The organism is Aureimonas altamirensis (assembly GCF_001463885.1).
Classification (GTDB): domain Bacteria; phylum Pseudomonadota; class Alphaproteobacteria; order Rhizobiales; family Rhizobiaceae; genus Aureimonas; species Aureimonas altamirensis.
In genome coordinates, this window is the sequence record NZ_BBWQ01000001.1 from 375,368 (window position 1) to 397,719 (window position 22,352).

At 65.1% G+C, this 22,352-nt stretch carries 24 protein-coding genes and 1 tRNA gene; 14 read left to right on the top strand and 11 right to left on the bottom strand.

Going from position 1 to position 22,352, the window contains the following annotated elements; genetic code table 11:
• Window positions 1-23 precede the first annotated feature (23 nt).
• A complete protein-coding gene (locus tag AUL31_RS19845) occupies window positions 24-842 on the top strand; it encodes a DUF429 domain-containing protein (RefSeq protein ID WP_073468964.1) in 819 nt (272 codons plus the stop codon).
• Between the two features lie 179 nt (window positions 843-1,021).
• On the opposite strand, the gene AUL31_RS01720 is transcribed toward AUL31_RS19845, so the two are convergent.
• Window positions 1,022-1,098, bottom strand: a tRNA-Met gene (locus AUL31_RS01720).
• Window positions 1,099-1,202: 104 nt separating this feature from the next.
• Window positions 1,203-1,439, bottom strand: a complete 237-nt coding sequence (locus AUL31_RS01725; RefSeq protein WP_060600368.1) for a DUF3297 family protein — start codon at window positions 1,437-1,439, stop codon at window positions 1,203-1,205.
• A 185-nt stretch (window positions 1,440-1,624) separates the two neighbouring features.
• Between AUL31_RS01725 and AUL31_RS01730 the strand changes: the two genes are divergently transcribed.
• Together AUL31_RS01730 and AUL31_RS01735 are read left to right on the top strand one after the other, a co-directional pair.
• Complete coding sequence (locus tag AUL31_RS01730) at window positions 1,625-2,665, top strand: L-idonate 5-dehydrogenase (RefSeq protein WP_060600370.1); 1,041 nt, start codon at window positions 1,625-1,627, stop codon at window positions 2,663-2,665.
• 39 nt (window positions 2,666-2,704) lie between these two features.
• A complete protein-coding gene (locus tag AUL31_RS01735) occupies window positions 2,705-4,174 on the top strand; it encodes a mannitol dehydrogenase family protein (protein ID WP_060600372.1) in 1,470 nt (489 codons plus the stop codon).
• 2 nt (window positions 4,175-4,176) lie between these two features.
• Here the strand turns inward: AUL31_RS01735 and AUL31_RS01740 are convergent, their stop codons facing one another.
• On the bottom strand, window positions 4,177-5,577 hold the full coding sequence (locus AUL31_RS01740) for an MATE family efflux transporter (protein ID WP_409359929.1): 1,401 nt from the start codon (window positions 5,575-5,577) through the stop codon (window positions 4,177-4,179).
• A 116-nt stretch (window positions 5,578-5,693) separates the two neighbouring features.
• Between AUL31_RS01740 and AUL31_RS01745 the strand changes: the two genes are divergently transcribed.
• The 4 genes from AUL31_RS01745 (at window position 5,694) to AUL31_RS01760 (ending at window position 10,623) form a co-directional block, all read left to right on the top strand.
• Window positions 5,694-6,812 (top strand): anhydro-N-acetylmuramic acid kinase, encoded by a 1,119-nt coding sequence (locus AUL31_RS01745; protein ID WP_060600376.1) that lies wholly within the window; start codon window positions 5,694-5,696, stop codon window positions 6,810-6,812.
• 87 nt (window positions 6,813-6,899) lie between these two features.
• The gene (locus AUL31_RS01750) at window positions 6,900-7,403 is read left to right on the top strand and encodes a 2Fe-2S iron-sulfur cluster-binding protein (RefSeq protein ID WP_073468965.1); all 504 of its coding nucleotides are present in this window, start codon (window positions 6,900-6,902) and stop codon (window positions 7,401-7,403) included.
• Window positions 7,400-8,389 carry an FAD binding domain-containing protein gene (locus AUL31_RS01755; RefSeq protein WP_060600378.1) on the top strand — a complete coding sequence of 330 codons (990 nt, stop codon included), beginning with the start codon at window positions 7,400-7,402 and terminating at the stop codon, window positions 8,387-8,389. The genes AUL31_RS01750 and AUL31_RS01755 overlap by 4 nt, the downstream gene beginning before the upstream one ends.
• Window positions 8,386-10,623 (top strand): xanthine dehydrogenase family protein molybdopterin-binding subunit, encoded by a 2,238-nt coding sequence (locus AUL31_RS01760; protein WP_060600380.1) that lies wholly within the window; start codon window positions 8,386-8,388, stop codon window positions 10,621-10,623. Before AUL31_RS01755 ends, AUL31_RS01760 begins: the two co-directional genes overlap by 4 nt.
• Here AUL31_RS01760 and AUL31_RS01765 read toward each other — a convergent pair.
• Together AUL31_RS01765 and AUL31_RS20170 are read right to left on the bottom strand one after the other, a co-directional pair.
• A complete protein-coding gene (locus AUL31_RS01765; protein WP_060600383.1) occupies window positions 10,618-11,346 on the bottom strand; it encodes a PfkB family carbohydrate kinase in 729 nt (242 codons plus the stop codon). The two genes, AUL31_RS01760 and AUL31_RS01765, sit on opposite strands and share 6 nt — an antisense overlap.
• Window positions 11,347-11,494: 148 nt before the next feature.
• Entirely contained in the window at window positions 11,495-11,713 is a 219-nt protein-coding gene (locus AUL31_RS20170; RefSeq protein WP_244489289.1) for a DUF3563 family protein, read from the bottom strand.
• 104 nt (window positions 11,714-11,817) lie between these two features.
• Between AUL31_RS20170 and AUL31_RS01770 the strand changes: the two genes are divergently transcribed.
• The 3 genes from AUL31_RS01770 to AUL31_RS01780 all read left to right on the top strand — a co-directional run bounded on the left by AUL31_RS01770 (window position 11,818) and on the right by AUL31_RS01780 (window position 13,907).
• Complete coding sequence (locus AUL31_RS01770; protein ID WP_073468966.1) at window positions 11,818-12,450, top strand: TetR family transcriptional regulator; 633 nt, start codon at window positions 11,818-11,820, stop codon at window positions 12,448-12,450.
• A 555-nt stretch (window positions 12,451-13,005) separates the two neighbouring features.
• A complete protein-coding gene (locus AUL31_RS01775) occupies window positions 13,006-13,395 on the top strand; it encodes a helix-turn-helix domain-containing protein (protein WP_159439778.1) in 390 nt (129 codons plus the stop codon).
• Entirely contained in the window at window positions 13,392-13,907 is a 516-nt protein-coding gene (locus tag AUL31_RS01780; RefSeq protein ID WP_060600387.1) for a DUF6456 domain-containing protein, read from the top strand. Before AUL31_RS01775 ends, AUL31_RS01780 begins: the two co-directional genes overlap by 4 nt.
• Here AUL31_RS01780 and AUL31_RS01785 read toward each other — a convergent pair.
• Together AUL31_RS01785 and AUL31_RS01790 are read right to left on the bottom strand one after the other, a co-directional pair.
• Window positions 13,867-14,292, bottom strand: coding sequence for a SufE family protein (locus AUL31_RS01785; RefSeq protein WP_060600389.1), 426 nt, complete (start codon window positions 14,290-14,292; stop codon window positions 13,867-13,869). The two genes, AUL31_RS01780 and AUL31_RS01785, sit on opposite strands and share 41 nt — an antisense overlap.
• Window positions 14,293-14,376: 84 nt before the next feature.
• Window positions 14,377-14,769, bottom strand: coding sequence for a DUF5330 domain-containing protein (locus AUL31_RS01790; protein ID WP_143190099.1), 393 nt, complete (start codon window positions 14,767-14,769; stop codon window positions 14,377-14,379).
• Between the two features lie 347 nt (window positions 14,770-15,116).
• Between AUL31_RS01790 and AUL31_RS01795 the strand changes: the two genes are divergently transcribed.
• Genes AUL31_RS01795 through AUL31_RS01805 form a run of 3 tightly spaced genes read left to right on the top strand, consistent with a single transcriptional unit; the run spans window position 15,117 to window position 17,582 of the window.
• Window positions 15,117-16,490, top strand: a complete 1,374-nt coding sequence (locus AUL31_RS01795; protein WP_060600394.1) for a sensor histidine kinase — start codon at window positions 15,117-15,119, stop codon at window positions 16,488-16,490.
• A gap of 22 nt (window positions 16,491-16,512) precedes the next feature.
• Window positions 16,513-17,247, top strand: a complete 735-nt coding sequence (locus tag AUL31_RS01800) for a peptidoglycan-binding domain-containing protein (RefSeq protein ID WP_060600397.1) — start codon at window positions 16,513-16,515, stop codon at window positions 17,245-17,247.
• Entirely contained in the window at window positions 17,247-17,582 is a 336-nt protein-coding gene (locus AUL31_RS01805; RefSeq protein WP_060600400.1) for a DUF1491 family protein, read from the top strand. Before AUL31_RS01800 ends, AUL31_RS01805 begins: the two co-directional genes overlap by 1 nt.
• Here AUL31_RS01805 and AUL31_RS01810 read toward each other — a convergent pair.
• The 4 genes from AUL31_RS01810 to AUL31_RS01825 all read right to left on the bottom strand — a co-directional run bounded on the left by AUL31_RS01810 (window position 17,560) and on the right by AUL31_RS01825 (window position 21,599).
• Window positions 17,560-18,345, bottom strand: a complete 786-nt coding sequence (locus AUL31_RS01810) for a hypothetical protein (protein ID WP_060600402.1) — start codon at window positions 18,343-18,345, stop codon at window positions 17,560-17,562. The genes AUL31_RS01805 and AUL31_RS01810 overlap by 23 nt on opposite strands.
• 80 nt (window positions 18,346-18,425) lie before the next feature.
• The gene (locus AUL31_RS01815; protein ID WP_060600404.1) at window positions 18,426-18,974 is read right to left on the bottom strand and encodes a DUF1254 domain-containing protein; all 549 of its coding nucleotides are present in this window, start codon (window positions 18,972-18,974) and stop codon (window positions 18,426-18,428) included.
• Window positions 18,967-19,569 carry a DUF1214 domain-containing protein gene (locus AUL31_RS01820; RefSeq protein ID WP_060600406.1) on the bottom strand — a complete coding sequence of 201 codons (603 nt, stop codon included), beginning with the start codon at window positions 19,567-19,569 and terminating at the stop codon, window positions 18,967-18,969. The genes AUL31_RS01815 and AUL31_RS01820 overlap by 8 nt, the downstream gene beginning before the upstream one ends.
• A gap of 5 nt (window positions 19,570-19,574) precedes the next feature.
• Window positions 19,575-21,599: a transglycosylase domain-containing protein gene (locus AUL31_RS01825; RefSeq protein ID WP_306302600.1), complete on the bottom strand. Its 2,025-nt coding sequence runs from the start codon at window positions 21,597-21,599 to the stop codon at window positions 19,575-19,577.
• Window positions 21,600-21,849: 250 nt separating this feature from the next.
• Between AUL31_RS01825 and AUL31_RS01830 the strand changes: the two genes are divergently transcribed.
• Window positions 21,850-22,338: a YcgN family cysteine cluster protein gene (locus tag AUL31_RS01830; protein ID WP_244489290.1), complete on the top strand. Its 489-nt coding sequence runs from the start codon at window positions 21,850-21,852 to the stop codon at window positions 22,336-22,338.
• The last annotated feature ends 14 nt before the right edge of the window (window positions 22,339-22,352 follow it).

The window sequence follows — 22,352 nt, forward strand, 5'->3', positions numbered from 1 at the left end:
CTTTGAATGAGCTCTCCACCAATATGAGGCTTGCGGGCGTGGTAACTGAGAGGCGAACTGTTCTTGGCATCGATGCAGCGTGGACTGATCGAAACCCAAGCGGTGTGGCATTGGTGGAATGCCAACCGAATAGTAGGCGACTGCTGGCCGTGTTCGGATCGTATTCGGAAATGATCGCTGTGGCTGGATCCGACAGCGATCATATTGAGGCCTGCATTTCGATAGGCGGCCAAATCCCCTCGGTCGTAGCAGTCGACATGCCGTTATCTCACGACGTCATCCGATCAAGACGGGTTTCCGACAATGCGGTTTCTGCCTTGTGGGGATCTCGCTACTGCGCGACCCATACTCCGAACGAGCTCCGCCCTGGCGAAGTTGGTCGACGCTTGCACGCTGCACTGGCCGCCAGGGGCTTCACCCTCGCCACCGAGGCCATTACGGAACGGAGCCTAATCGAAGTTTATCCACACCCGGCTATCGTTGAACTTACCGGCGCACGCCAGCGCCTGCCTTACAAGGTAGGCAAGGCGCGAAAGTACTGGCCCGAAGCAACGCTATCGGAAAGACGTTGTCGACTGGCGGAGACATGGCAACATATAATTAGATATTTGGATGATCAGGTTGCAGGTGTTCAAGAATTATTGCCACTCCCGATGCCGGAGGCGACCACCTTTGGCCTTAAGTCATTCGAGGATAAATTGGACGCAGTCGTTTGCGCGTGGGTCGGTTGTCTTGCACTGGAGGGGAAGGCAACGCCCTATGGCGACAGCCGAAGCGCAATCTGGCTTCCGACGCCACCGAGCCTAGGCCAGAGGCATGTGCAATCTCTATTCACTGACTAAGGGAAGGCTGCTCTCACCGCTTTGGCACGGACACTGCACGATTGCATGAGCAATTGGGGAAATATCAACCTGGACCAGCGAACACTGCAAACCATCGACAACCCATTCGGCACGAGGTTGTCACCCATGTCTTAGGTACGATCTGTTACCTAAGTCTCCGGGCTGTACAAATTTGGAAGTGGTAGCGGAGGAGGGACTTGAACCCCCGACACGCGGATTATGATTCCGCTGCTCTAACCAACTGAGCTACTCCGCCACGCTGGGCCAAAGGCCCGTAGCAAACCGCCGGACGCTTGCGTCGACGGTGGCGCGATATAGGAAAAGCGCCGCGATCCTGTCAAGCGGTTCGCGGCGCGAATATCACTCGGAACGCAGATAGGGCTCGACCGGGCCCGTCAACTTCATCGTCAACGGCTTGCCGCGCCTGTCGACCGACTTGCCGAGGCTGACACGCACCCAGCCCTCGCTGACGCAATACTCTTCGACATTGGTCTTCTCTTCCCCCTTGAAGCGAATCCCTATGCCCTTCTGCAGCAGGTCTTCGTTGTAATAGGGGCTGTCGGGATCCACGGACAGGCGATCCGGCATATCGGACATTGAAAAAATCCTTCGTTCCGTCGGTTGCATGCCGCGCCAATAGCCCATTTGCCTCAGCCGCGAAACCGTCCGGAGCGTAACCCGCGCAAGACGACCCACCATTGACTTAGCCTACCCCGTGCGGCACACAGCCGAGATGCTATTGGTCAGGCCAATTGCCTGACATCGCCACGGGGATGGAAAGCATGAGCACCACCGCACGCGCCGCCAAGATATTCGCACCGGAGGATCTGCGTTTCGTGGATGAGGCGTTGCAGCCTGTCGCGGCCGGCATGGTGCGCGTCGCTTTCGGCGCCGGCGGCATCTGCGGCTCCGACATGCATTATTTCCGCCATGCCCGTACGGGCGATTTCGTCGTCAAGGCTCCGCTGACACTGGGTCATGAAGTGGCTGGCACGATCTCGGCGCTCGGGGAGGGCGTGTCAGGCCTTGCCGTCGGCGACCGCGTCGCCGTGAACCCGTCGCGCTGGTGCGGCCACTGCAAGCCCTGCCGCGAGGGCCGGGAAAACCTGTGCGAGAACATCTATTTCATGGGCTCGGCTTCCAAAACGCCGCATATGGCGGGCGGCTTTGCAACCGAGTTCGACGCCATTCCGGCACAATGCGTCAAGATACCGGACAGCCTGCCCATGGAGGCGGCCGCGCTTGCCGAGCCGCTGTCCGTCTGTCTGCATGCCGTATCGCGCGCCGGCGACATGACCGGCCGCTATGCCCTGGTCATGGGTGCCGGCCCCATCGGGCTGCTGACCGCCATGGTGGCCCGGCATAAGGGCGCTGCGCAGGTGGCGATGGCCGACATCGCCGCCGGCCCGCTGGCCTTCGGACAGAAGCTCGGGTTTTCTCCGGTCGTCGACGTATCGAAGCAGGATCTGTCCGAAGGCCTCGGCACACCGCCGGACGTGGTCTTCGAGGCGACGGGCTCGCCGGCCGGCCTGAATGCGGCGATCAAGGCCGTGCGACGGGGCGGCACCATCGTGCAGATCGGTAACCTCGCCGCCGGCGAACTGCCCGTCCTGGCCAATTCCGTCATGTCCAAGGAAATTAATCTTCTCGGGTCCTTCCGTTTCGGCAACGTATTCGAGGAAGCGGTCGGGCTGATCGCCTCCGGCACCATCGACGTCACCGCGCTGATTACGGCACGCCGCCCATTGCCCGATGTGGTGGAAGCATTCCGCCTGGCGCTGGACCGTTCGCAGAGCGTCAAGGTGATGCTGACCGCCGCCTGATACAGCCGCCCGCAGCCCAGACAGGATGAGCGACCCCGCATGACCGAACGCCTTTCCGACGCCAGCCTTGCCGCCCTCGAACCGCGGATCGCGCGGCCTTCCTATGACCGCGGCTCGCTGCGGCACGGGATCGTCCATCTTGGCGTCGGGGCGTTCCACCGGGCGCATCAGGCCGTCTATACCGAAACCGTCCTGAACGGCGGCGATACCGCATGGGGCATCGTCGGCGTATCCTTGCGCTCGCCCGACACGCGTGACGCACTGGCGCCGCAAGACGGCCTCTATACTGTAGCGGTGCGTGACGCCACCGGCGAGAGCCTGCAGGTGGTGGGGGCGATCTCGTCGCTTCTGGTCGCTCCGGAGTCGTCCGACGCCGTCCTGGATGCCCTGACGGCGCCCGATACCCGGATCGTCAGCCTGACGGTGACCGAGAAAGGGTATTGCCACAAACCGGCGACCGGTGAACTCGACGAGGCCAATGCCGATATCGTGCATGATCTGGCCGCGCCCGCGACGCCGAAAAGCGCCATCGGTTACCTTGTCGAGGCAATCGCCCGCCGGCGCGCGGCCGGGCTGGCGCCCTTTACCGTGCTGTCCTGCGACAATCTTCCGTCCAACGGCGAGACTGTGCGCCGTGTCGTGATGCGCTTTGCCGAGATACGCGACCCGGAACTGGCCGCCTATATCGGCGGGGCGGTGACATTTCCGTCGACGATGGTGGACAGGATCGTGCCGGCCACCACCGACGCCGACCGCCAGACCGTGGCCGATGCGCTGGGACTGGTGGATGCCTGGCCGATCGCGACAGAGCCTTTCAGCCAATGGGTCGTCGAAGACCGCTTCGCCAGCGGCCGGCCGGCCTGGGAAGACGCGGGCGTGACGTTTGTCGACGACGTCGAGCCCTTCGAGTTGATGAAGCTGCGGCTCTTGAACGGCAGCCACTCTACACTGGCCTATCTCGGTTACCTTGCCGGGCACGAGACCGTGCACGCCACGATGATGGCGCCCGGTTTCGACGCGCTGGTGCGTGGCCTGATGGAGGAGGAAGCCATCCCGACGCTTCCCCCGATCGCGGGATTCGACATGCGGGCCTATGGCGGCGACCTGCGCGACCGGTTCCGCAACCCGGCCCTGAAACATCGCACATGGCAGATCGCGATGGACGGATCGCAAAAGATCCCGCAGCGGCTGCTGAACACCATCCGCGCCTGCCGCAAGGCAGGTCTTGGCCATGAGCGGCTTTCGCTCGGCGTGGCTGCCTGGATGCGCTACGTGATGGGCACAGACGAACAGGGCCGTCCCATCGACGTCCGCGATCCGTTGGCCGAGCGCATCAAAGCCGGGCTTGCCGGAAAATCGTCCGCCCGTGACGTGGCGGAGGCGCTTTTCGGCCTTGGCATCTTTGGCGACGACCTGCCGGCAGACCGCGGTTTCGTGGACAGCCTCACGGCGCAGCTTGACCGGCTCATGCGCGACGGCGCGGCGAAAGTGGCGGCCGGCTTCGCCTGATCTCAGGCGCCGACCAGCAGGGCGCCACGGCGCTCGCGCCGCATGAAGCGCCCCGTCATCAGGGCAGCGGAGGCAGCGAGACCGATGGCCAGGCCCCACCAGATGCCGATGCCGCCCCAGCCGGCCACGAAGGCCAGCGTATAGGCCGTCGGCATGCCGATGCCCCAGTAGCTGAAGATGGCGATGAGCATCGGCACGCGTGTATCACGGAGCCCACGCAGCGCGCCGCTGGACAGGACCTGGATCGTATCGACCAACTGGAAGGCCGCTGCGACGGCCACGAAGGGCACCGCATAGGCGAGCACCTCGGCGGAGCGCGGATCGCCCTCGTCGAGATAGAGCCCGATCAGCGCATAGGGCAGCGTCCAGAAAATAAGGGCGGCAAGGGATGCCACCGCGACGCCGACGCCGACCGCGGTGCGCGCCGCGCGTGAGATGCCGGCGGCATCGCGCCGGCCATAGGCCCGCCCCACCCGTACGGTGGCCGCGCCGGCAAGACCCAGCGGCACCATGAAGGCGATGCTGGCAAGTTGCAGGGCGATGCCGTGCGCCGCCAGTTGCAGCGGCCCGAACCAGCCCATCATGATCGATGTGGCGGTGAACAGGCCGACTTCCGCGACGATGGTTGCGCCGATGGGCCAGCCGAGCCGGAACACCTCGCGGAAGGCCGGCCAATCCGGCCGCAGGAAGCGCACGAAGAGCTCATAGCCGCGCAGCACGGGATGGCGCGCGCAATACAGGATCAGGAACAGCGCGACGGCGCCGACGGCGATCAGCGTGGCAAGGCCCGATCCGGCCATGCCCATGGCAGGCAGGCCGAAATGGCCGAAGATCAGTGCATAGTTGAGTGCCGCGTTGATGACGACGCCGATGACGAGCGCAACGAGCACGATGCGCGGACGCTCGATCGCGCTGAGAAACGAGCGCAGCACCATGACGAAGAGCTGCAGCACAAGCGACCACTGCAGCACGCGCATGTACTGGCCGGCCAAAGCGGCGATGTCGGGCTGCTGTCCGAGCGCCCGCAGGACCGGCTCGGCAAACCACAGGGGAATCATGAACAGGGCGGAATAGACCAGTATGGCCCACAGCCCCATGCGGACAGACCGGCGGATACCGCGCGTATCGCCTGCGCCGGCTGCGTTGGCCGCCAGCGGCATCACCGCATAGGCAAGGCCGGAGCCGAACATCCAGACCACGAAGAACATCTGCCAGCCCAGTACGGCGGCGGCGAGTTCCAGCGGGCCGAGCCAGCCGAGCATCACCGTGTTGGTGACATTCATGCCGACCTGGGCAAGCTGCGCACCGATCAGCGGCAGGCCGAGTGCAAGCGTCGATTTCAGGTGAAAGGCCCACGAGCCGCCATTCGTGCGGGTCGCATCCGGGGCATCGGCGGACATGATGGGCGTTTCCTCAGATTTTCTTTACCGCATTATGGCGGTTTACTGCGGTGGTTAGCGCATTGGATTCGGCTTGCGCAAGCCTTTCGCAGGATTGTCCGGCATCGACAGGAGCGACCATGGATAAGAGATGGGCTGTCGGCCTGATGACCGGGACGGCACTGGACGGCAATGTGGACGTGGCCCTTCTGAAAACCGATGGGACCGACATACTGGAGCTTGGGCCGCAGGCGCTGGAGCCGTATCCCACCGAGGTGACCGGGCTTTTGCGACAGGCGATGGCAGAGGCCGCGACCTGGAATTTCACGGGGCCGGAGCCGGCCATCTTCCGGCAGGCGGAAGAAGCGCTGACACGGGCACAGGCGGCGGCCGTGATAGCTGTTCTGACACGCGGGAACATCGATCCGGCCGAGGTTTCGGTGATCGGCTTTCACGGGCAGACGGTGTTGCACCGTGCCGCAACGTCCGAGCGCATCGGCGCGAGCCGCCAGTTGGGCGACGGCATGCTGATGGCCCGCTTGACCGGCATAGCGACCGTCAACGATTTCAGGAGCGCCGACATTGCGGCGGGCGGGCAGGGCGCCCCTCTGGCCCCCGTCTATCACCGTGCGCTGCTGCGCCATATCGGAGCAGGCGTCGGCAGCGCGCTGCTGAACCTCGGGGGTGTCGGCAACATCACCTGGTGTGCGCCGGACGGGACGTTGCACGCTTTCGACACCGGGCCGGCCAATGCGCCGCTGGACGACTGGATAGCGCAGCATACCGGCAAGGCGATGGACAGGGACGGCGCCATCGCAGCCGCCGGCACGGTCGACGAAGGGCGTTTGGCGCGGCTTGCCGCCCACCCCTATCTGACCGCGCCCTATCCGAAGTCGCTCGACAGGAACGACTTCACCTCGGCAATTGCCGAGGGGCTTTCGCTGGAGGATGGCGCGGCCCTCCTGTCGGCGTTCCCTGCATTATGCGTTGCCGCCGGGCTGAAGCTTCTGCCCGGACGGGTGGAAAGGATCGTCGTTTCCGGCGGCGGCCGGAAAAACCCCGTCATCATGCGGGAGATCGCATCGCGGTGCGGCGTCGAAGCGGTCGATGCCGACGCGGTCGGCCTGCGCGGCGATGCCGTGGAGGCGGAGTGCTTCGCCCTGCTTGCTGTCCGCAGCTTGCGCGGCCTTCCGCTGAGTTTTCCCGGCACGACCGGCGTTCCCCATCCGATGACCGGGGGCATCCTGTCCCGACCGTGATGGTGGAGCCTCTCAGGCCGTAAGGCATCCTTCCTGCTTGTTTCGCGTTCAAGTCTGGAACGGTTACAGGGAAGGACGACATCGGCCATGAAATTAACGGTCAATGGCAGCGAGCATACGCTGGACGTCGACATACGGACGTCTCTTCTCGATGCGCTACGGGATCACCTGGCGCTGACGGGCACCAAGAAAGGGTGCGACCACGGGCAATGCGGCGCCTGTACGGTGCTGGTGAACGGGCGACGCATCAATTCCTGCTTGACGCTTGCCGTCATGCACGAGGATGACGAGATCGTCACGATCGAGGGGCTGGGGATGCCCGGCGACCTTCATCCGATGCAGGAAAGCTTCCTGAAGCATGACGGCTTCCAGTGCGGCTATTGCACGCCCGGCCAGATCATTTCTGCCGTCGGCATGCTGGGCGAGGTCAAGGACGGTTGGCCAAGCCATGCAACCGAGCTTCTCGACGGCGGTGCCGAACTGACCGACGCGGAGATTTCCGAGCGAATGAGCGGCAATATCTGCCGCTGCTCCTGTTACCCCAACATCGTCGATGCGATCCGGGATGCGGCCGCGAAGGTGGAATCATGAGGCATTTCGACTACGTCCGGGAAACCGAGCCCTCTGCCGCCGCGCTAGCGGCCTCTGCCGATGGTGCGCGCTTCATCGCCGGCGGCACCAACCTCTTGGACCTGATGAAGCTTCAGGTCGAAACGCCGGAAACGCTTGTCGACATATCCCGGCTGCCGCTGAAGGACATCGAGCCGCAGGACGACGGGGGATTGCGCATCGGCGCCCTTGTCGCCAACAGCGACCTGGCCGCCCACCCGGCAGTCCGCCGCGACTATCCCGTTCTGTCGCGAGCCCTTCTGGCCGGCGCGTCCGGACAGCTCCGCAACAAGGCGACGACCGGCGGCAACCTCCTGCAGCGGACGCGGTGCGGCTATTTTTACGAGACGAGCGCCGCCTGCAACAAGCGCCAGCCCGGCAGCGGTTGCGATGCCATGCAGGGCTTCAATCGCATCATGGCGATCCTTGGCACGTCCGATCACTGTATCGCCGCCCATCCTTCCGACATGGCTGTCGCCATGCGCGCGCTGGATGCCGAGGTGGAAACGCTGGACGCGCAGGGCGGCACACGGCGCATCCCGTTGCAGGCGTTCCACCGCCAGCCGGGAGATACGCCTCATATCGAGACGACGCTGGAGCCCGGCGAGCTGATCACCGGTGTCATCCTGCCGCCGCCACCGGCTGGGCGCCATGCGTATCGCAAGGTACGCGACCGTGCGTCCTATGCCTTTGCGCTTGTGTCGGTGGCTGCAATCGTCGCCGTGGAGGACGGGCGGATCGCATGCGCGCGCCTTGCGTTCGGCGGCATCGGCACGGTGCCATGGCGATCTCGTGCCGTGGAGGAGGCGTTGGCCGGCGAGCGTCCGGAGCGCGCCGTGTTCGTGAAGGCCGCCGACATCCTGCTGCGGGATGCGGTGGGCCATGGCGACAATGATTTCAAGATCGACCTTGCACGCCGCACACTGGTTGCCGTGCTGGAAGATACGACAGGGGGTACGCCCGCATGAGCGCCGTCAAGACAAGCTACAGGATGGATGAGCCGGCAGAAGATACGCGGCTGGACAGGGGCGCGCTGTCGGTGCTCGGCAAGCCGGTCGACCGATACGAGGGCCAGCTCAAGGTCAGCGGCCAGGCGCCCTACGCCTACGAGCAGATGAAGGAGAGGTCGTCCGACTTCGCCTACGGGTTTCTGGTGCTGTCGACGCGCGGCGCTGGCAACATCGTGCACGTCCATGTCGATGCTGCGAGGGCTGCGCCGGGCGTGTTGCACATCGTTACAGACCCGCGCGGCGTCCGCGCCGCCGCCGACCCGAGCGACAAGAAGCCGGCCTTGATCGGCGGCAAGGTTGCGTTTTATGGGCAGCCCATCTGCCTTGTCGTGGCGGAAAGCTTCGAAGCGGCGCGGGACGCCGCAAAAGCGGTGCGGGTGGACTATGAGCCGACGCCCGGCCACTACGACCTTATGGCCGACCTGTCGGAGGCCTACGACCCCGGTGACGGCGTGATGCCGTCGACGGTGGCAAAGGGCAGTTTCGATGCCGCCTTCGCACAGGCGGAGGTGACGCTGGACGAAACCTATACCACCCCGGCCCAAAGCCACGCCGCCATGGAGCCGCACGCGGCCATCGCCGAATGGGATGGCGACAGCCTGACGATCCATGGCTGCTACCAGCTAGTATCCACCAATGTCGGCCAGTTGGCCGCGGCGCTCGGCATCGGCAAGGACAAGGTGCGCCTGATCGCGCCCTATATCGGCGGCGGCTTCGGCGGCAAGCTGGGGATCGGGCCGGAAGCCGTCTTTGCGGCGCTTGCCGCCAAGGAAGTCGGGCGGCCGGTGAAGGTGGCGCTGACGCGGCAACAGGTTTTCCAGACGACGAGCCGACGCACCGATACGGTTCAGCGTATGCGCATCGGCGCCACGCGGGACGGTCGTATCACGGCCATCGGGCACGATACCGTCTCGGGCAATACCGCGGAAGATTCCTTCTTCGAACCGGCCGGCATATCGACGGTGTTTCTGTACAGTGGCGAAAACCGACGCATCACGCACCGCAAGGTCGATGTGAACATTCTTCTGGCGTCTTCCATGCGGGCACCCGGCGAAGCCGTCGGCATGCTGGCGCTGGAAAATGCCATGGACGAAATGGCCGAGAAGCTCGGCCTCGATCCGATCGACTTTCGCAAGCGCAACGAGCCGGAGATCGATCCGCAGGACGGTCTGCCATTCTCGTCGCGGCGGCTGGTAGACTGCATGGACGAGGGTGCCCGCCTGTTCGGGTGGGACGCGCGCCCGAAAACGCCCGGCAGCCGGCGCGAGGGCGACTGGCTTGTGGGCATGGGCATGGCCGCAGCCTCGCGCAAGAACCTTCTGATGCCGGCAAGCGTGCGCCTGACCCTATCGACCGACGGCAAAGTGCGTATCGAAACCGATATGACCGATATCGGCACCGGCACCTACACGATCCTGTCGCAGATCGCCGCCGACATGCTGGGAGTGGACCTGAAGGACGTGACCGTCGTCCTGGGCGATTCCAGCTTGCCGCAGGGCCCGGGCTCGGGCGGCTCGTGGGGGGCGAGTTCTTCCGGGTCAGCCGTCTATACGGCCTGCGAGGCCGTCATCGCCGCGCTGGCGGAGCGCATGGGCGTTGCGCCGGGTGATATCACGCTGGCCGATGGCACCGCCATCGCCGCCAACAAGCAGGTGAAGCTGTCCGCTTTGGTTGGGCTGGACGATCTTGTCGTGGAGGCGACCTTCAAGCCGGGCAAGGCTTACAAATCCACGCACCAGGCCAGTTACGGGGCGCATTTCTGCGAAGTCGCGGTCAATGCGATAACGGGCGAAACGCGCATCCGCCGCCTGCTGACGGTGGGTGCGGCCGGCCGGATCCTGAATGAGAAGACGGCGCGTTCGCAGTGCTTCGGAGGACAGATCTTCGGTATAGGCACGGCGCTGACGGAAGAGCTCGTCATCGATCCGCGCAGCGGGCTCATGGTGAATCACGATCTCGCCGAATATCATGTCCCGGTGAATGCCGACGTGCCGCAGCTTGAGGTGGTTCTTCTACCGGAGCTCGACCGCTATGCCAGCCCGCTGGCGTCCAAGGGCATCGGCGAACTGGCGATCAGCGGTGTCGGAGCCGCGGTGACGAACGCCATCTACAATGCGTGCGGCGTACGCGTTCGGGACTATCCCATGACATTGGACAAGGTCATGAAAGGGCTGCCGGCCCTTGCCTCATGAGGCGGCCTGAGCCTGAGGCGAGGTGGCTTTTGCCAAAGCCGCCTCGATGGCCTCGGGCATCGGTTTCCGGGCCGACAAGGCCGCCGTCAGGGCGCCGACGAAACTGTTGCTGACGGCACGCTCGTCGATGTCCTCGCCGCGTGGCGACAGGAAGCGCTGTGCCGGCGCTTCCCCTTCGGCGTAGAGCGCGCCGTCACGGCCATCCGTTGCCACCACGGCAAAGGACGCCCAGTAGGCGAGCGCGCCAACCATTTCCGCCGTGGTTTCGCAGTCGCCCAGCATGTCCTGCCCGAGCAGCCCGACAGCCTTCTGCAATTCGGCCTGGCGAAGGATCAGGATGTCGGTTCTGCCCAATACCGCATGCAGTTCGGGCATCGCGAAGATGGCCGGCATGCAGGAGAGATTGAACACGACATAGGCGCCGGCGTCGCGTGCGGCCCGTGCCACCTTCATGAGGTGTGCGAAGGGAGTTTCGACGTTCACAACAACATGGGCGCCGCATTCGAGCCCAAGGTCGCCGTCTTCGGCCGGATTGGCGGACAAGAGCTCGACCGATCCGGGGATGCCATCCGCTGCGGGCATGGCTCTTGATTCATCGAGCACGACCAGCCTGATGCGGTGGCCCCCATCGGCCGCGGCCTTGATCTGCTGGCTGACCGCATTTCCCGACATGCCGGCGCCCAGGGCTTCGACATCGGCCGCAGTTCCGAAAAAGATCAGCATGTTCCCTCACTCGACAGGCTGATTGAACGGCAGCCTTTTGGAGGAGAATTGCCGTTAACCGTGTTCCGTCAAGCTGGAACAACGCACCGAGGCGACTTCGGTTACAATAATTTTTGATTGCGCTCTTTATGCCGCAAGGAAACTAGTATTAACCGTTTAACCGACGGAAACGGCCACGGTCGATCTCGCGCTGGCGAATCTCCAGATCGGCAAGCGAGGTCGCTTCGTTCAGGTAGCTCTCTTCCATATCGCCGGTACGGACGACCAGACGTCGCAGGTGGTGACGCAGCTTCATAGAGTTTTCTCCTTCGGTGCTGTCCACCAAAGTACGGGCCGCATGGTCTTGCTGCAATGCAGCATCACGCATGGCAGGCATGCATATCGCGTGAGGGCGTAGCGCAAGGCAGGCATGAAATCTCTTGCAATGCACCATGCTTACATTCATATATGAATGTAATTCTTGGAGCCCGCATGAGACGTACCAAACAGGAAGCGGCGGAAACCCGCGAGACGATCCTCGACGCCGCGGAATCGGTGTTCTTCGAAAGGGGCGTCAGCCAGACGAGCCTGAACCAGATCGCCGCCGCCGCCGGTGTCACGCGGGGCGCGATCTATTGGCATTTCTCGAATAAATCCGATCTGTTCCGCGCCATGTGCGACCGCGCCCACCTGCCGCAAGAGGAGTTCTTCCGGGCCCAGGCGTTGATGGAAGCCTCATCGCCGCTGACGCATCTGCGGGATTTTACCGTCGAGACGTTCGAGCGCTTCCAGAAGGATGAGCGGGCCAAGCGGGTTTTCACCATCATTCTCCTGCGCTGCGAGTATGTCGGCGAAATGGAAGAGGCGCTGTACGCCCACAGGCAGGGCCGGGAGGTGATGCGCGCCAATGTCGAGGCGATCTTCGACCGGGCGGCGTCCTTCGGCCAGCTTGGTCCGGCCTGGACGCCCGAGGCGGCCACCAACGCCTATATCTGCATGCTTGTCGGGCTGTTCGGAGAATGGCTGAAGAACAGTTGCGAATTCGACCTTGGGCGTGTCGGCCGCCTGACCATGGACAGCCTGTTCGGCAGCATGGCGACCTGCCCTTCAGCCGCATCGGACTGAGCGTCCCGCGCAGGATATTCCATCGCCTGAAGGCGCTTGCGCGCCCGATGCAGCAGCATATGGCGTGATACGTCATAGCCGGGCTTGCCGCTGCGGGCTTGCCGCGACAGATGCTCGATACGGCTCCGAAGCAGTTGCGAGGCGGCCGCCGCAAACGCCGGCGGCAACTGCCCATCCGGCGCTTCCAGCACCTGCACGTCACCCCTTGTGTAGCCGAGATGAAGCAGCATCCCCATCAGTTCCAGGTTGGCTTCGGCCTTCGTGCGGGCATGTGCGGCGTTTGTTGCGAAGGCGCGGGCCGCCTGCGCCAGCGCCTTCTCCATTTCCGTTGCCCCATTCATGCTCTTCTCCTTTTGCGATGCAGGGAGGAGCAGAGTGGGCCTACGCCTTAGGGTGGGGATAAATACTCTAGACTAATATCGTGAATTGCGGTGGAAAACGCCGCTATCGCGGGCTTTGGTCTGCCCCGCCGCTTCGAATGTGTGTGAATTTATTCACATGCACCGCCGATGTCGTTCAATCGGCGCGTCGAGGAATTTCCGGGGTTGAGTTATGATGACTATGCATTCCGTGCCGTCGGCGTACCAGCGGGCACAGGCCCCCATGGCCACCGGACGCGTATCCGGCCCGTGCGGCATGGCGATCGCCATTGCCGCCGCCTTCTGCAACCATCAGGAAAGCGAGATCGCCGCTCCGACGCGCTCTGCCGCGTCCGTATGCGACGCCCGCCATATCGCCATGTATCTTGCCCATGTCGTTTTCCAGTGCCCGGCGCGCCAGATAGCGGACGCCTTCCGGCGCGACCGGACAAGCATAGGATATGCCCTTCGCCGGGTGGAGGACCGCCGCGACGATCCGGCCTTCGATACGTTTCTGGCGCGTATGGAACGCTTTGCCGAGAGTTGCCGGGACATGATGGCATCTCCCTGGGAGGTCGCCCGGTGAAGCGCGCCCGGACAGAAGACGTGCTGGCGCGACTCGGCAGGGCCGAGCGCGGCGGACAGGCATTTCTGGGTGGGGCCGAGCGGGAGGCTGGAGAACGCTTCTCGCGCGACTTCGAGTTTGCGGGGCTGCAACCTTCGACGAGCCAGAGCTACGACCCGACGCCGAAAGGGCAGCGCGGCGGGCCTGACGACAGGGGCGCTGATGCCGCGATCGACGCGCGCACGCGTGTCGGCAAGGCGCTTGCCGCGGTAGGGCCGGAACTTTCAGGCATCGTGGTGGACATATGCGGCCTGCAGATCGGCCTGGAAGAGGTGGAGCGGCAGCGGGGCTGGCCAGTACGCTCCGGAAAGCTGGTGCTCAAGCTGGCCTTGGGGGCGCTTGCACGTCATTACGGCTACAGCGACACCGCCGTCGGTCCGGTGCGGCCGGGTGCACGGACACGCGGCTGGATGGCACAGGGCGCCAGGCCGTCTATTCGGCCGGCTGCACCACCCGCCGCGCATCGTCCTTGATGCGCGCCACCATGGAGCGCAACCCGTTGGAGCGTTGCGGCGTGAGATGCTCCTTCAGGCCGAGCCGCTCGAATGTCGCTTCGGCGTCGGTTTCCATGATTTCGGGTGCGGTACGGCCGGAGTACAAGGCAAGCGTGATGGCGACGAGCCCGCGCACGATATGCGCGTCGGATTCCCCCGCATAATGAAGGCGCGGCACCGCGCCGTCCTCCAGATCCTGCTTCAGCCAGACCTGGCTGACGCAGCCACGCACCTTGGTTGCCTCGTTCATGTCTTCCGGCGCCATGGGCGGCAGTTCCCGCCCGAGCTCGATGACGTAGCGGTACTTGTCTTCCCAATCGTCCAGAAACTCGAAGTCGGAGATGATATCCTCGATCTTGCGCATGATGTCTCGTTTCGTTGGGCCGCGCGGGTTTTTGCGTATGCGCAGGATATAGGGCATGCGAGGGGCAAGATTAAACCCCGGGCGTCACCCTGCCGGGCGCGGCAGCGGATGCGGCACGGGGTTGGCGGCCGGATTGCCGGTCGCCTCGGGCTGGACCGGGCCAAGAACGGCTTGCGCCGGCTGCGGGGCTGCAGCCGGCTGTGGGGCCGGGCCTGCCGCCGGAATAGCCGTCGGGGCCATTTCCGCCGTTCGGCCGCGCACGAGCGCATAGCCGTATTCGAGCCCGTCGCCGATACGGTTGAGCACGAAGCCGGCAATCTGCGATCCGGCACCACAGGCGGCGGGCGCCCGCTCGCAGAAGCCGCCAAGGTCGCTGAGGGCCTGCTGGAAGCCCGCGAAGGCAAGAAAATAATTGATGTCCTCTCCCTCGCGGTCGCGGTTGGCGCCCGGCAGGAAAAAGGCGATCAGCCCCAGCAAGAATGCCATCCTGATGACGAAGCGGATCAAACGGCGGGCCCATCCCTGGCGTTTCGGTTGCCCTCCTGTATCGCATCAGGGTTTCCGCTTCCTTGAAATCCGTCCGGGGATGATGCTTCCGGCCGGTCTTCGCGGGATGCAGGACAGGATCAAGCGACTGAAAAGAATGGCCATTCATGCGCGGATGCCGGCGGTTAACCATGTTGAGCGATGCCGCTCCGAATCCATGGTGAAAGGCGCCATTCGGCACCCTTGGCGGGCCTGCCGGCCGGCTGACTTATGGCTTCATTAAAAGGTTGGCGGGCACGATCCCGGTGATTGGACAGAGGCTGCGACACACGTAATCGATGGCGAAAGACACTCCCGCGAACACCGCCCACGACAAGGAAGGGCACGCCGGCCGGCGTAGCGCCCGCCTTGGCGGCTGGCTGCGCGATGGTCTGGACGGACTCCTGCCGACCCAGTTCGAGGGACGGGCCAGGGCGGCACGCCTGCGCGTGCTGCTGGTGCTTCTGGCGCTCGGCATGGGGTGCGCCATGCTGGCGGTGTGGGCGGGCGTTGCCACCGGCGCGGTCCGCCGCGAATTGCTGCTTGCCTCGATCGCCTGCATGGCAGGCGCGGTCGCGACCGTATCCTGGCGCATCTCGGCCACTGCGGCGCGGACGCCCCTGGCCGAGTTGCCGGCCTTCGCAAAAGCCCTGCTTGCCGACGAGGCGATTTCGCTGATCCTGATTCTGGACAGGCAGGGACGCATCCTGCAGTCCGTACGCGGGCCCGAGGCGGGCTACGGCCTGGCCGAGCTCGTCCACCTCCGCGACCGCATCGCCGTTCTTTCCGCGCTGGCATCGCTCAGGGGCGGGGTTGCCCGCGCCGATCTGAAGCTGCGCGCCGCCGACGGGATCGCCGCAAGCGGCATGCGCCTCAAGCTGGTGGCGATGGATGGGGCCGACGCGGCCGGGGCCGTGCTGGCGGTGGGCGAACCGAATGACGAACTCCGGCCGGCCGATGCAGGGTCGGTCGAGCAGGCGCTGGACAATGCCGTCCGCGCCAGCGCCGGCAAGACCAGCCTGTTGACCGCCGTCGGGCACGAGCTTGCCGTTGCGGGCCATGGCGCCGGCTCTTTGCCGGTCGACCTTCTGGCCGGTGCCCTGTGCTACCTGTCGCGCATAGACGGCGGAGCCTGCCGGGTAGAGCCGACAAGCCTGCCGATTGCGCCGCTTGTGGAGAGTACGCTGGTCACCGCCCGCGCCGAGGCCGCGCGCAAAGGCCTGCGGCTTGCCGTCACCACGGCCGAGAATGGTGCGTGCGTTGCCGATGGCGAGGCGCTTCGGCTTCTGTTCGGCATCGTCTTTGCCAATGCCGTTGCCGCTACGCCGCGCGGCGAGATCGATATCCGCGTGGCCACCGACGAAAGCGGCCTGCGGCTGACCGTCACCGATGGAGGCGATGGCCTTGCCGGCTCCGACACGCAGCCGGCACTCAACTGCGCGCTGCTGATGGCGCGCAGCCTGTGCGAAACGCATCTCGGAAGGCTGCACACCTGCAGCCGCGCCGGTATCGGCACCGTGGTAGACTGCTTCATTCCGGCCGATTGCCAAGCGCGTATCGCCGCACGATCAACAACCCCAATGGAAAATATCGTAAGCCTGACAGATGCCCGCAAAAAAAACCCGGACCTCGCCCCAAACATCCCGCAAGCGCCGAACCGCCGCTCAGCCTGACCGAATCGGCGGTGCGACACGCTTGATCGCGACGCTGGCTTCGGCCGGCGCGGTCGGCTTGTATCGCCTCGTCTCCAGGCGGCCGCTTCTGTATTTCGGTACGGCGGCCTTCCTGACGCTCGGCTCCGTCGTCGGCGCCAACGCCTTTCGGCAGGAAGCGGGAATCGTCAGTCCCATCCTGGCCACGCGCGGCGGGGTTCATGTCTCGTCCGACCCTGCAGACATCACGGGTGCGATCCCGCAGGAAAAGGTCGTGGCCGCCATCGAAGAGTGGCGCCCCGTCAACGACCCCCGCATCATGTCGGTGCCGCTGGTGCGCGAGGTGCAGCAGGTGCTGCAGGTACACGGCTTCTACAAAAGCGAGATCGACGGCCGGCCCGGCCAGGCGACCGACCTTGCGGTACGGCAGTTCCAGGAAAGTCAGGGCTTGCAGGTGGACGGCATGATCACGCCGCTGCTGCTGACGCAGGTGCGCCAGTATGGGCAGGTCAACCCGACGCCCGGCGGTGACGATCGCAGCCTCGAAGAGCGTGTCGCGGAATTGAATGCCGCTTCCGGCAACGACCGCGAGCTGGTGCGCCAGATCCAGTCCGCGCTGACACGCGCCAATGTGGCGGAGCTGCGGGCGGACGGCATCGCGGGAGAGCAGACCCGTACGGCCATCCGCACCTTCCAGGCCCTCCACGGGATGGACGTGACGGGCGAGCCGGATGGCGACGTACTCAAGAAGTTGACGGAAGTCGGCGCGGTGCACTGATGCGGATCACCGCCGACCTGTTCGTCGCGCAGTTGATCCGCAGGGTCTTTGCCGATGGCGGTTTCGCCGCCGTGGAGCGCCGGGGCGCGGAAGCGGCGGGAGCCATCTTCGTGGTGGTGCGACAACGCGACGGCAGCGTCCAGCTCTACGCGCCGGCGGTTCAGGCCCTGGCCGAAGAGGATGGCGAGCGCCGGTTCATGACCGAGCCGCAGACGGATCCGGAGGCGCTGGCAAAGCGCTTCGAGCGGGAGGCGCGTTTCGACCCCGATTTCTGGGTCGTCGAACTCGAGACGGATGACGTCTCCCGCTACCTCATGCTTGCCGAGGCTGATTGACCGGAAAGTCCGGCCGCTGCCGCCGCTTGCCGAAATGGCTGCGGGCGGGGGCATCGGCCGAGGGTTCGCGCAGGCGGCCGAAGGTTTGCCCCGGCGATTGCCCGTAATCCGCCTTGAGCCTGCGTCGGCATTCGTCGCAATCGAGTTTGCGGTAGGCCGCCGCGAAGCCGTCCAGCGCCTGGACGTCACCGGACAGCTCCGGCCGCAGCATCATAAGAATGGCCAGTGCATCGCCGGGGCTGGCCTTCAGGCCCTTCAAGGCCATGGCGATCATGTGTCCGCCGGTGTCGCCGGCAAAATCCGGGCGTCGCCCACGCTGTAACCCGTAGGCATCCGCCAGCCGGTCGAAAGCCTTGTCCAACTGGCCTTTCAACGCGGCCTCGGCAACGGACTGAACAGCGGGCGAGGCGGCGGGGCAGGCCTCTGCGCCCGTATCTGCCAGCCGCAGCTGGGTGCGTCGAACAAGCCCCAGCAATGGTGCGGATGCGGCCTCCGGACGCGCCGGCAGCTCTGCCGCCAGTGCTTCGACACTGACCGGGCTGTTGTCCATGCCCGAAAGCACACCGGCAACCTGGCGCTTGGCCGGTTCCGAAAGGCGCGGCCAGCTCGACAGGACAAGGCGCGTCAGATCTTCTGCCTGACGCCGGCTGGGCCGCTCGATGGCAGAAAAGGCGGAGATCGCGGCAAGCGCCACCGTGTCGATCGACTGCGCACCTTGCGGCTTTTCCAGCGTACGGAAGAGGGCGGGTGCGGCGTCGATCATGGTGCGTTGCGTATTGTTCCTGTGAGGGTTTGCCCAAATTAGACCGGAAACCTTAACCGATCATTAACCATCCCGGACCGTCAGGTCGGTGGAAGCGGTTCCGCCCGGCACTGCAGCGTGGCGACAAAGCGTGACGCGGCGTCCGCAAGGCTGGGCGCCTCGACCACGCCACGCAACACGACATAGCCTTCGACGGCGTCGAAGGGCACGAAGATCGAGGCGTTCTCGTCGAAGGTGCCGGCCAGACGCAACTGGTCGAACTGCTCCTGCGTGCCCAGCATGATATCCAGCGTGTCATCCAGCGCGGCGCGCTGGTTGATGCTGTAGATATTGTCGCCCGACGGGCTGAACAAGGATGCCGTCCAGAATGCCGAAGACGGCTCGGCCGTCAGGTGCACCGGCCCGTTTGCGCTGGAAAATCGGCATGTGGACACATCGAAGGCCGGGTCGACGAAGGTGAACGGCCCGGAGCCGGCTTCCAGAATGTCGGTTTCAAACAGCGCGCCGCGGGCCGACAGGCGGCTCCATGCGCTGTCCTCGGCAATCCGGGGCATGGCCAGGACAACGCCGATATGGACGACGGCGGCGCCGACGAGACCCACCAGAAGAGCGAGGATGAGCTTACCCACGGCCGGTGCAGCCCGCTCTGTCGATGGTGGGCAGGGCCAGCCTGTCGGTGCCGGCCGAGCTGCTGGCAGGCGTATCGTACAGCGAGAGTGCCAGCACCACCGGGCCGCCATCGCCGGGCAACGACAGCCAGTTGCCGGGCTGCGCCACCGCACTTGCCACGATGGGTGCGGCGTTGGCATCGTCGCGCATCAGCCTGGAAGAGACGAGAACGCCCGGCCGGTCCGACTGCCGTGGCAAGGCGAGCTGGCCGTCCGGGCGGTAGGCCGTCAGCGTGTAGAGGCGCGCCAGCGGTATCGGGCCCTCGACCCGGTAGGTGCAGTCCGCACGCAGGGGGCGGCCTTCGGAATCGGTTGCGGCACGGAAGGCCAATCCTTCGCCAAGACCGAGGGTAAGGTTGCCGTCTCTTGCCGACCGTGCCCTGGAATAGGGGTCGGCTGCCGGAGAGCCGGTCATCCTGTCGGCACGCCATGGGCCAATGGCGATGACGCCCTGGCCCTCGAAACGCGCCAGAAGGGCCTGCGCCGACCAGGCGCCGCCGCCGAATGCGACGACGATCGCGACAAGCATCAACAGGACGAGGCGCAGCCCTGGCATTGCGGTCAACGGGCTTCCGCGGCCGTCGCGTCTTCGCCCCGGGCGGCAACGCGGTTGGTGCCCGTGGGCGGGGCGTCGCGCATCATACGAGACAGATTGGACAGAAGGCGCTGCGTATCGGCGTTGATGCTGGGCGGCCGCACGATAAGCGGCGCATCGTCGTCCCGCGCCGCGACAGGGGTGCTGCCTGGCTCGGGCAGGGGGTTCTCGATGTCGGGGATGGGATAGAGGTCGATCCCCTTGTGCGCGGCTTCCATGAAGCGTTGCCATGTCATGGCCGGCAGGGAGCCGCCGGTAAGCTTGTTGGTTGGCTTGAAACTGTCGTTCCCGTACCAGACGGCAGAGGTGAAGTTGCCCGTGTAACCGACAAACCAGGCATCCCGGTAGCCCTGCGTGGTGCCCGTCTTGCCGGCGGCGCGTGTCATGGACAGGGCGGCGCGGCGCGCGGTTCCACGCTCGGGGATCTGCACCAGCATCTCGTTCATCGAGCGGGCCGCATCAGCCGACAGCACGCGCTGCGGCGCAGGCAGATCGCGCGCGGCGCTCCAGACGACATTGCCTTCCCCATCCATCATGTCCAGCACGGCGTGGCGGTTTGCCTGCATGCCCCCGGCGGGGAATACCGCATAGCCGGTCGCCTGGTCCATCACCGTCACCTCGTTGGTGCCGAGGGCGATGGTCTTGTCGCCGCGAAGCGGCGTTTCGACGCCCATGCTGGCGGCAAGTTTGGCGACGTTGCCGGAGCCGACCTTCTGGCTGAGCTTGACCGCCACCGTATTGATGGAGCGGGCCAGCGCCGTTTCAACGGACATGCGCCCCGAAAAGGAGTTGCCGTAGTTCTGGGGAGACCAGTTGCCGACGCGAACCGGCCCGTCCACCACCGTATCCTTGGGCGTCATGCCGTCTTCCATCGCGGCCGCATAGATGTACGGCTTGAAGGATGAGCCCGGCTGGCGAAGCGCCCGGGTGGCGCGGTTGAATTGCGAGACGCCGTAATCGCGACCGCCGACCAGCGCCCGCACCCCGCCCTCGTGATCCAGCACCACCATGGCGCTCTGCTCTACGCCGTAGGTCTTGCCGAACTGGCGCAGATGATAGTCGATCGATTCGTCGGCAAGCCGCTGCAGCCCCATGTCGATGGTGGTGCGCGCTGTGAGATTGCGCAGCTTGCTGCCGGCGGTCAGGCGGCGCACCTCGTCGAAGGCGAAGTCGAGGAAATAGTCGGGCGAGGCGACGGTGGAGCGGTCCACGGCGGTTGCGGGCCGGCGGCGGGCCGCCACGATCTGGCCCTCCGTCATGAAGCCGCTGTCCACCATGGCGCCCAGAACGACATTGGCGCGTGCGCGCGCCGCAGGCAGATTGATATGTGGCGCGTAGGCAGCCGGCGCCTTGAACAGGCCGGCCAGCATGGCCGCCTCGGCCAGGGTGACGTTGCGAACGTCCTTGCCGAAATAGAACTCGGCCGCCGCCGCCGCGCCGAACGTGCCGCCGCCCATATAGGCGCGGTCGAGATACATGGCGAGGATCTCGCGCTTGGAGTAGTGCGTCTCCAGCCACAGGGCGATGAACGCCTCGTTGATCTTGCGGTCGATAGACCGCTCGTTAGTCAGAAACAGGTTCTTGGCAAGCTGCTGCGTCAGGGTGGAGCCACCCTGCACCACGCCGCCGGCGCGCGCATTTTCGCTCATGGCGCGTCCGAGACCGACGAAGTCGATGCCCCAATGCTCGAAGAAGCGGCGGTCTTCTGTCGCCAGTACGGCCTTGAGGAAATGGTCGGGCATCTCTTCGATCGGCACCGCGTCGGCGCGCAGCTCGCCGCGCCGGCCGATCTCGTTGCCATGGCGGTCCAGGAAGGCGACCGAGTAGGAGCCTTCGGCGGGAAGGCCGTCGGCCGTCAGGCGCATGGCCGGCTGCGCCAGGGCCAGCAGCACGATCAGGCCCGCGAGGCCGAGCGTCAGCCCTTCACAGGACAGCTCCACCATGACGCGGTTGAAACCGCGCGCACGAAACTTCCGGGAAAAAATGGTCACGCTTTCCCAGGCGGCTGAAAAGCCGTGAAAAAGCCGCCACAAGCTGCTATCCAGCCAGGCATCGACTTCGATAAGCGCAGTTGGGCCGCGCCGCTTCTGCCGGTTGGGTGGGAGATGTTTCCGCACGCTTATCACCACCACGCATACGGGGCACACGGAATGGCTTCCGCTGCCCGGCTTCGTACGCCCTTCATAACCCTAGGTGAGCAAATTGACGGTAAACAGCAAGCCGCCGACGCAAGATTCGCCATTGAATTCCTCGCTGCGTGATTTCGGCAACAGACCGTTCTGGCGCGAACGCGCGCTGGAGGATTTTTCGCCGCGTGAATGGGAATCCCTGTGCGATGGCTGCGGCCGGTGCTGCCTCAACAAGCTCGAGGATTGGGACACGGGCGAGATCGCCTGGACCAATGTCGCCTGCCGCCTTCTGGACTGCGAAAGCTGCCGTTGTTCCGATTACGAAGACCGGCTGACGACGGTGCCCGACTGTCTGCCGCTGACGCCGCAGAGCGTGCGGGAAATCACCTGGCTGCCGCCGACATGCGCCTATCGCCTCGTTGCCGAGGGGCGGGATCTGTACTGGTGGCACCATCTGGTGTCCGGCGATCCGACGACGGTCCACGAGGCCGGCATATCAGTGCGGGGCCGCGCCATCAGCGAGGAGGGGCTGGCGCCCGAAGAGTTCGAGGATCATCTCGCGGCCTGGCCCGGACAGAATCCTATGAACGAAAATCATTGATCCTGAAAAAGACA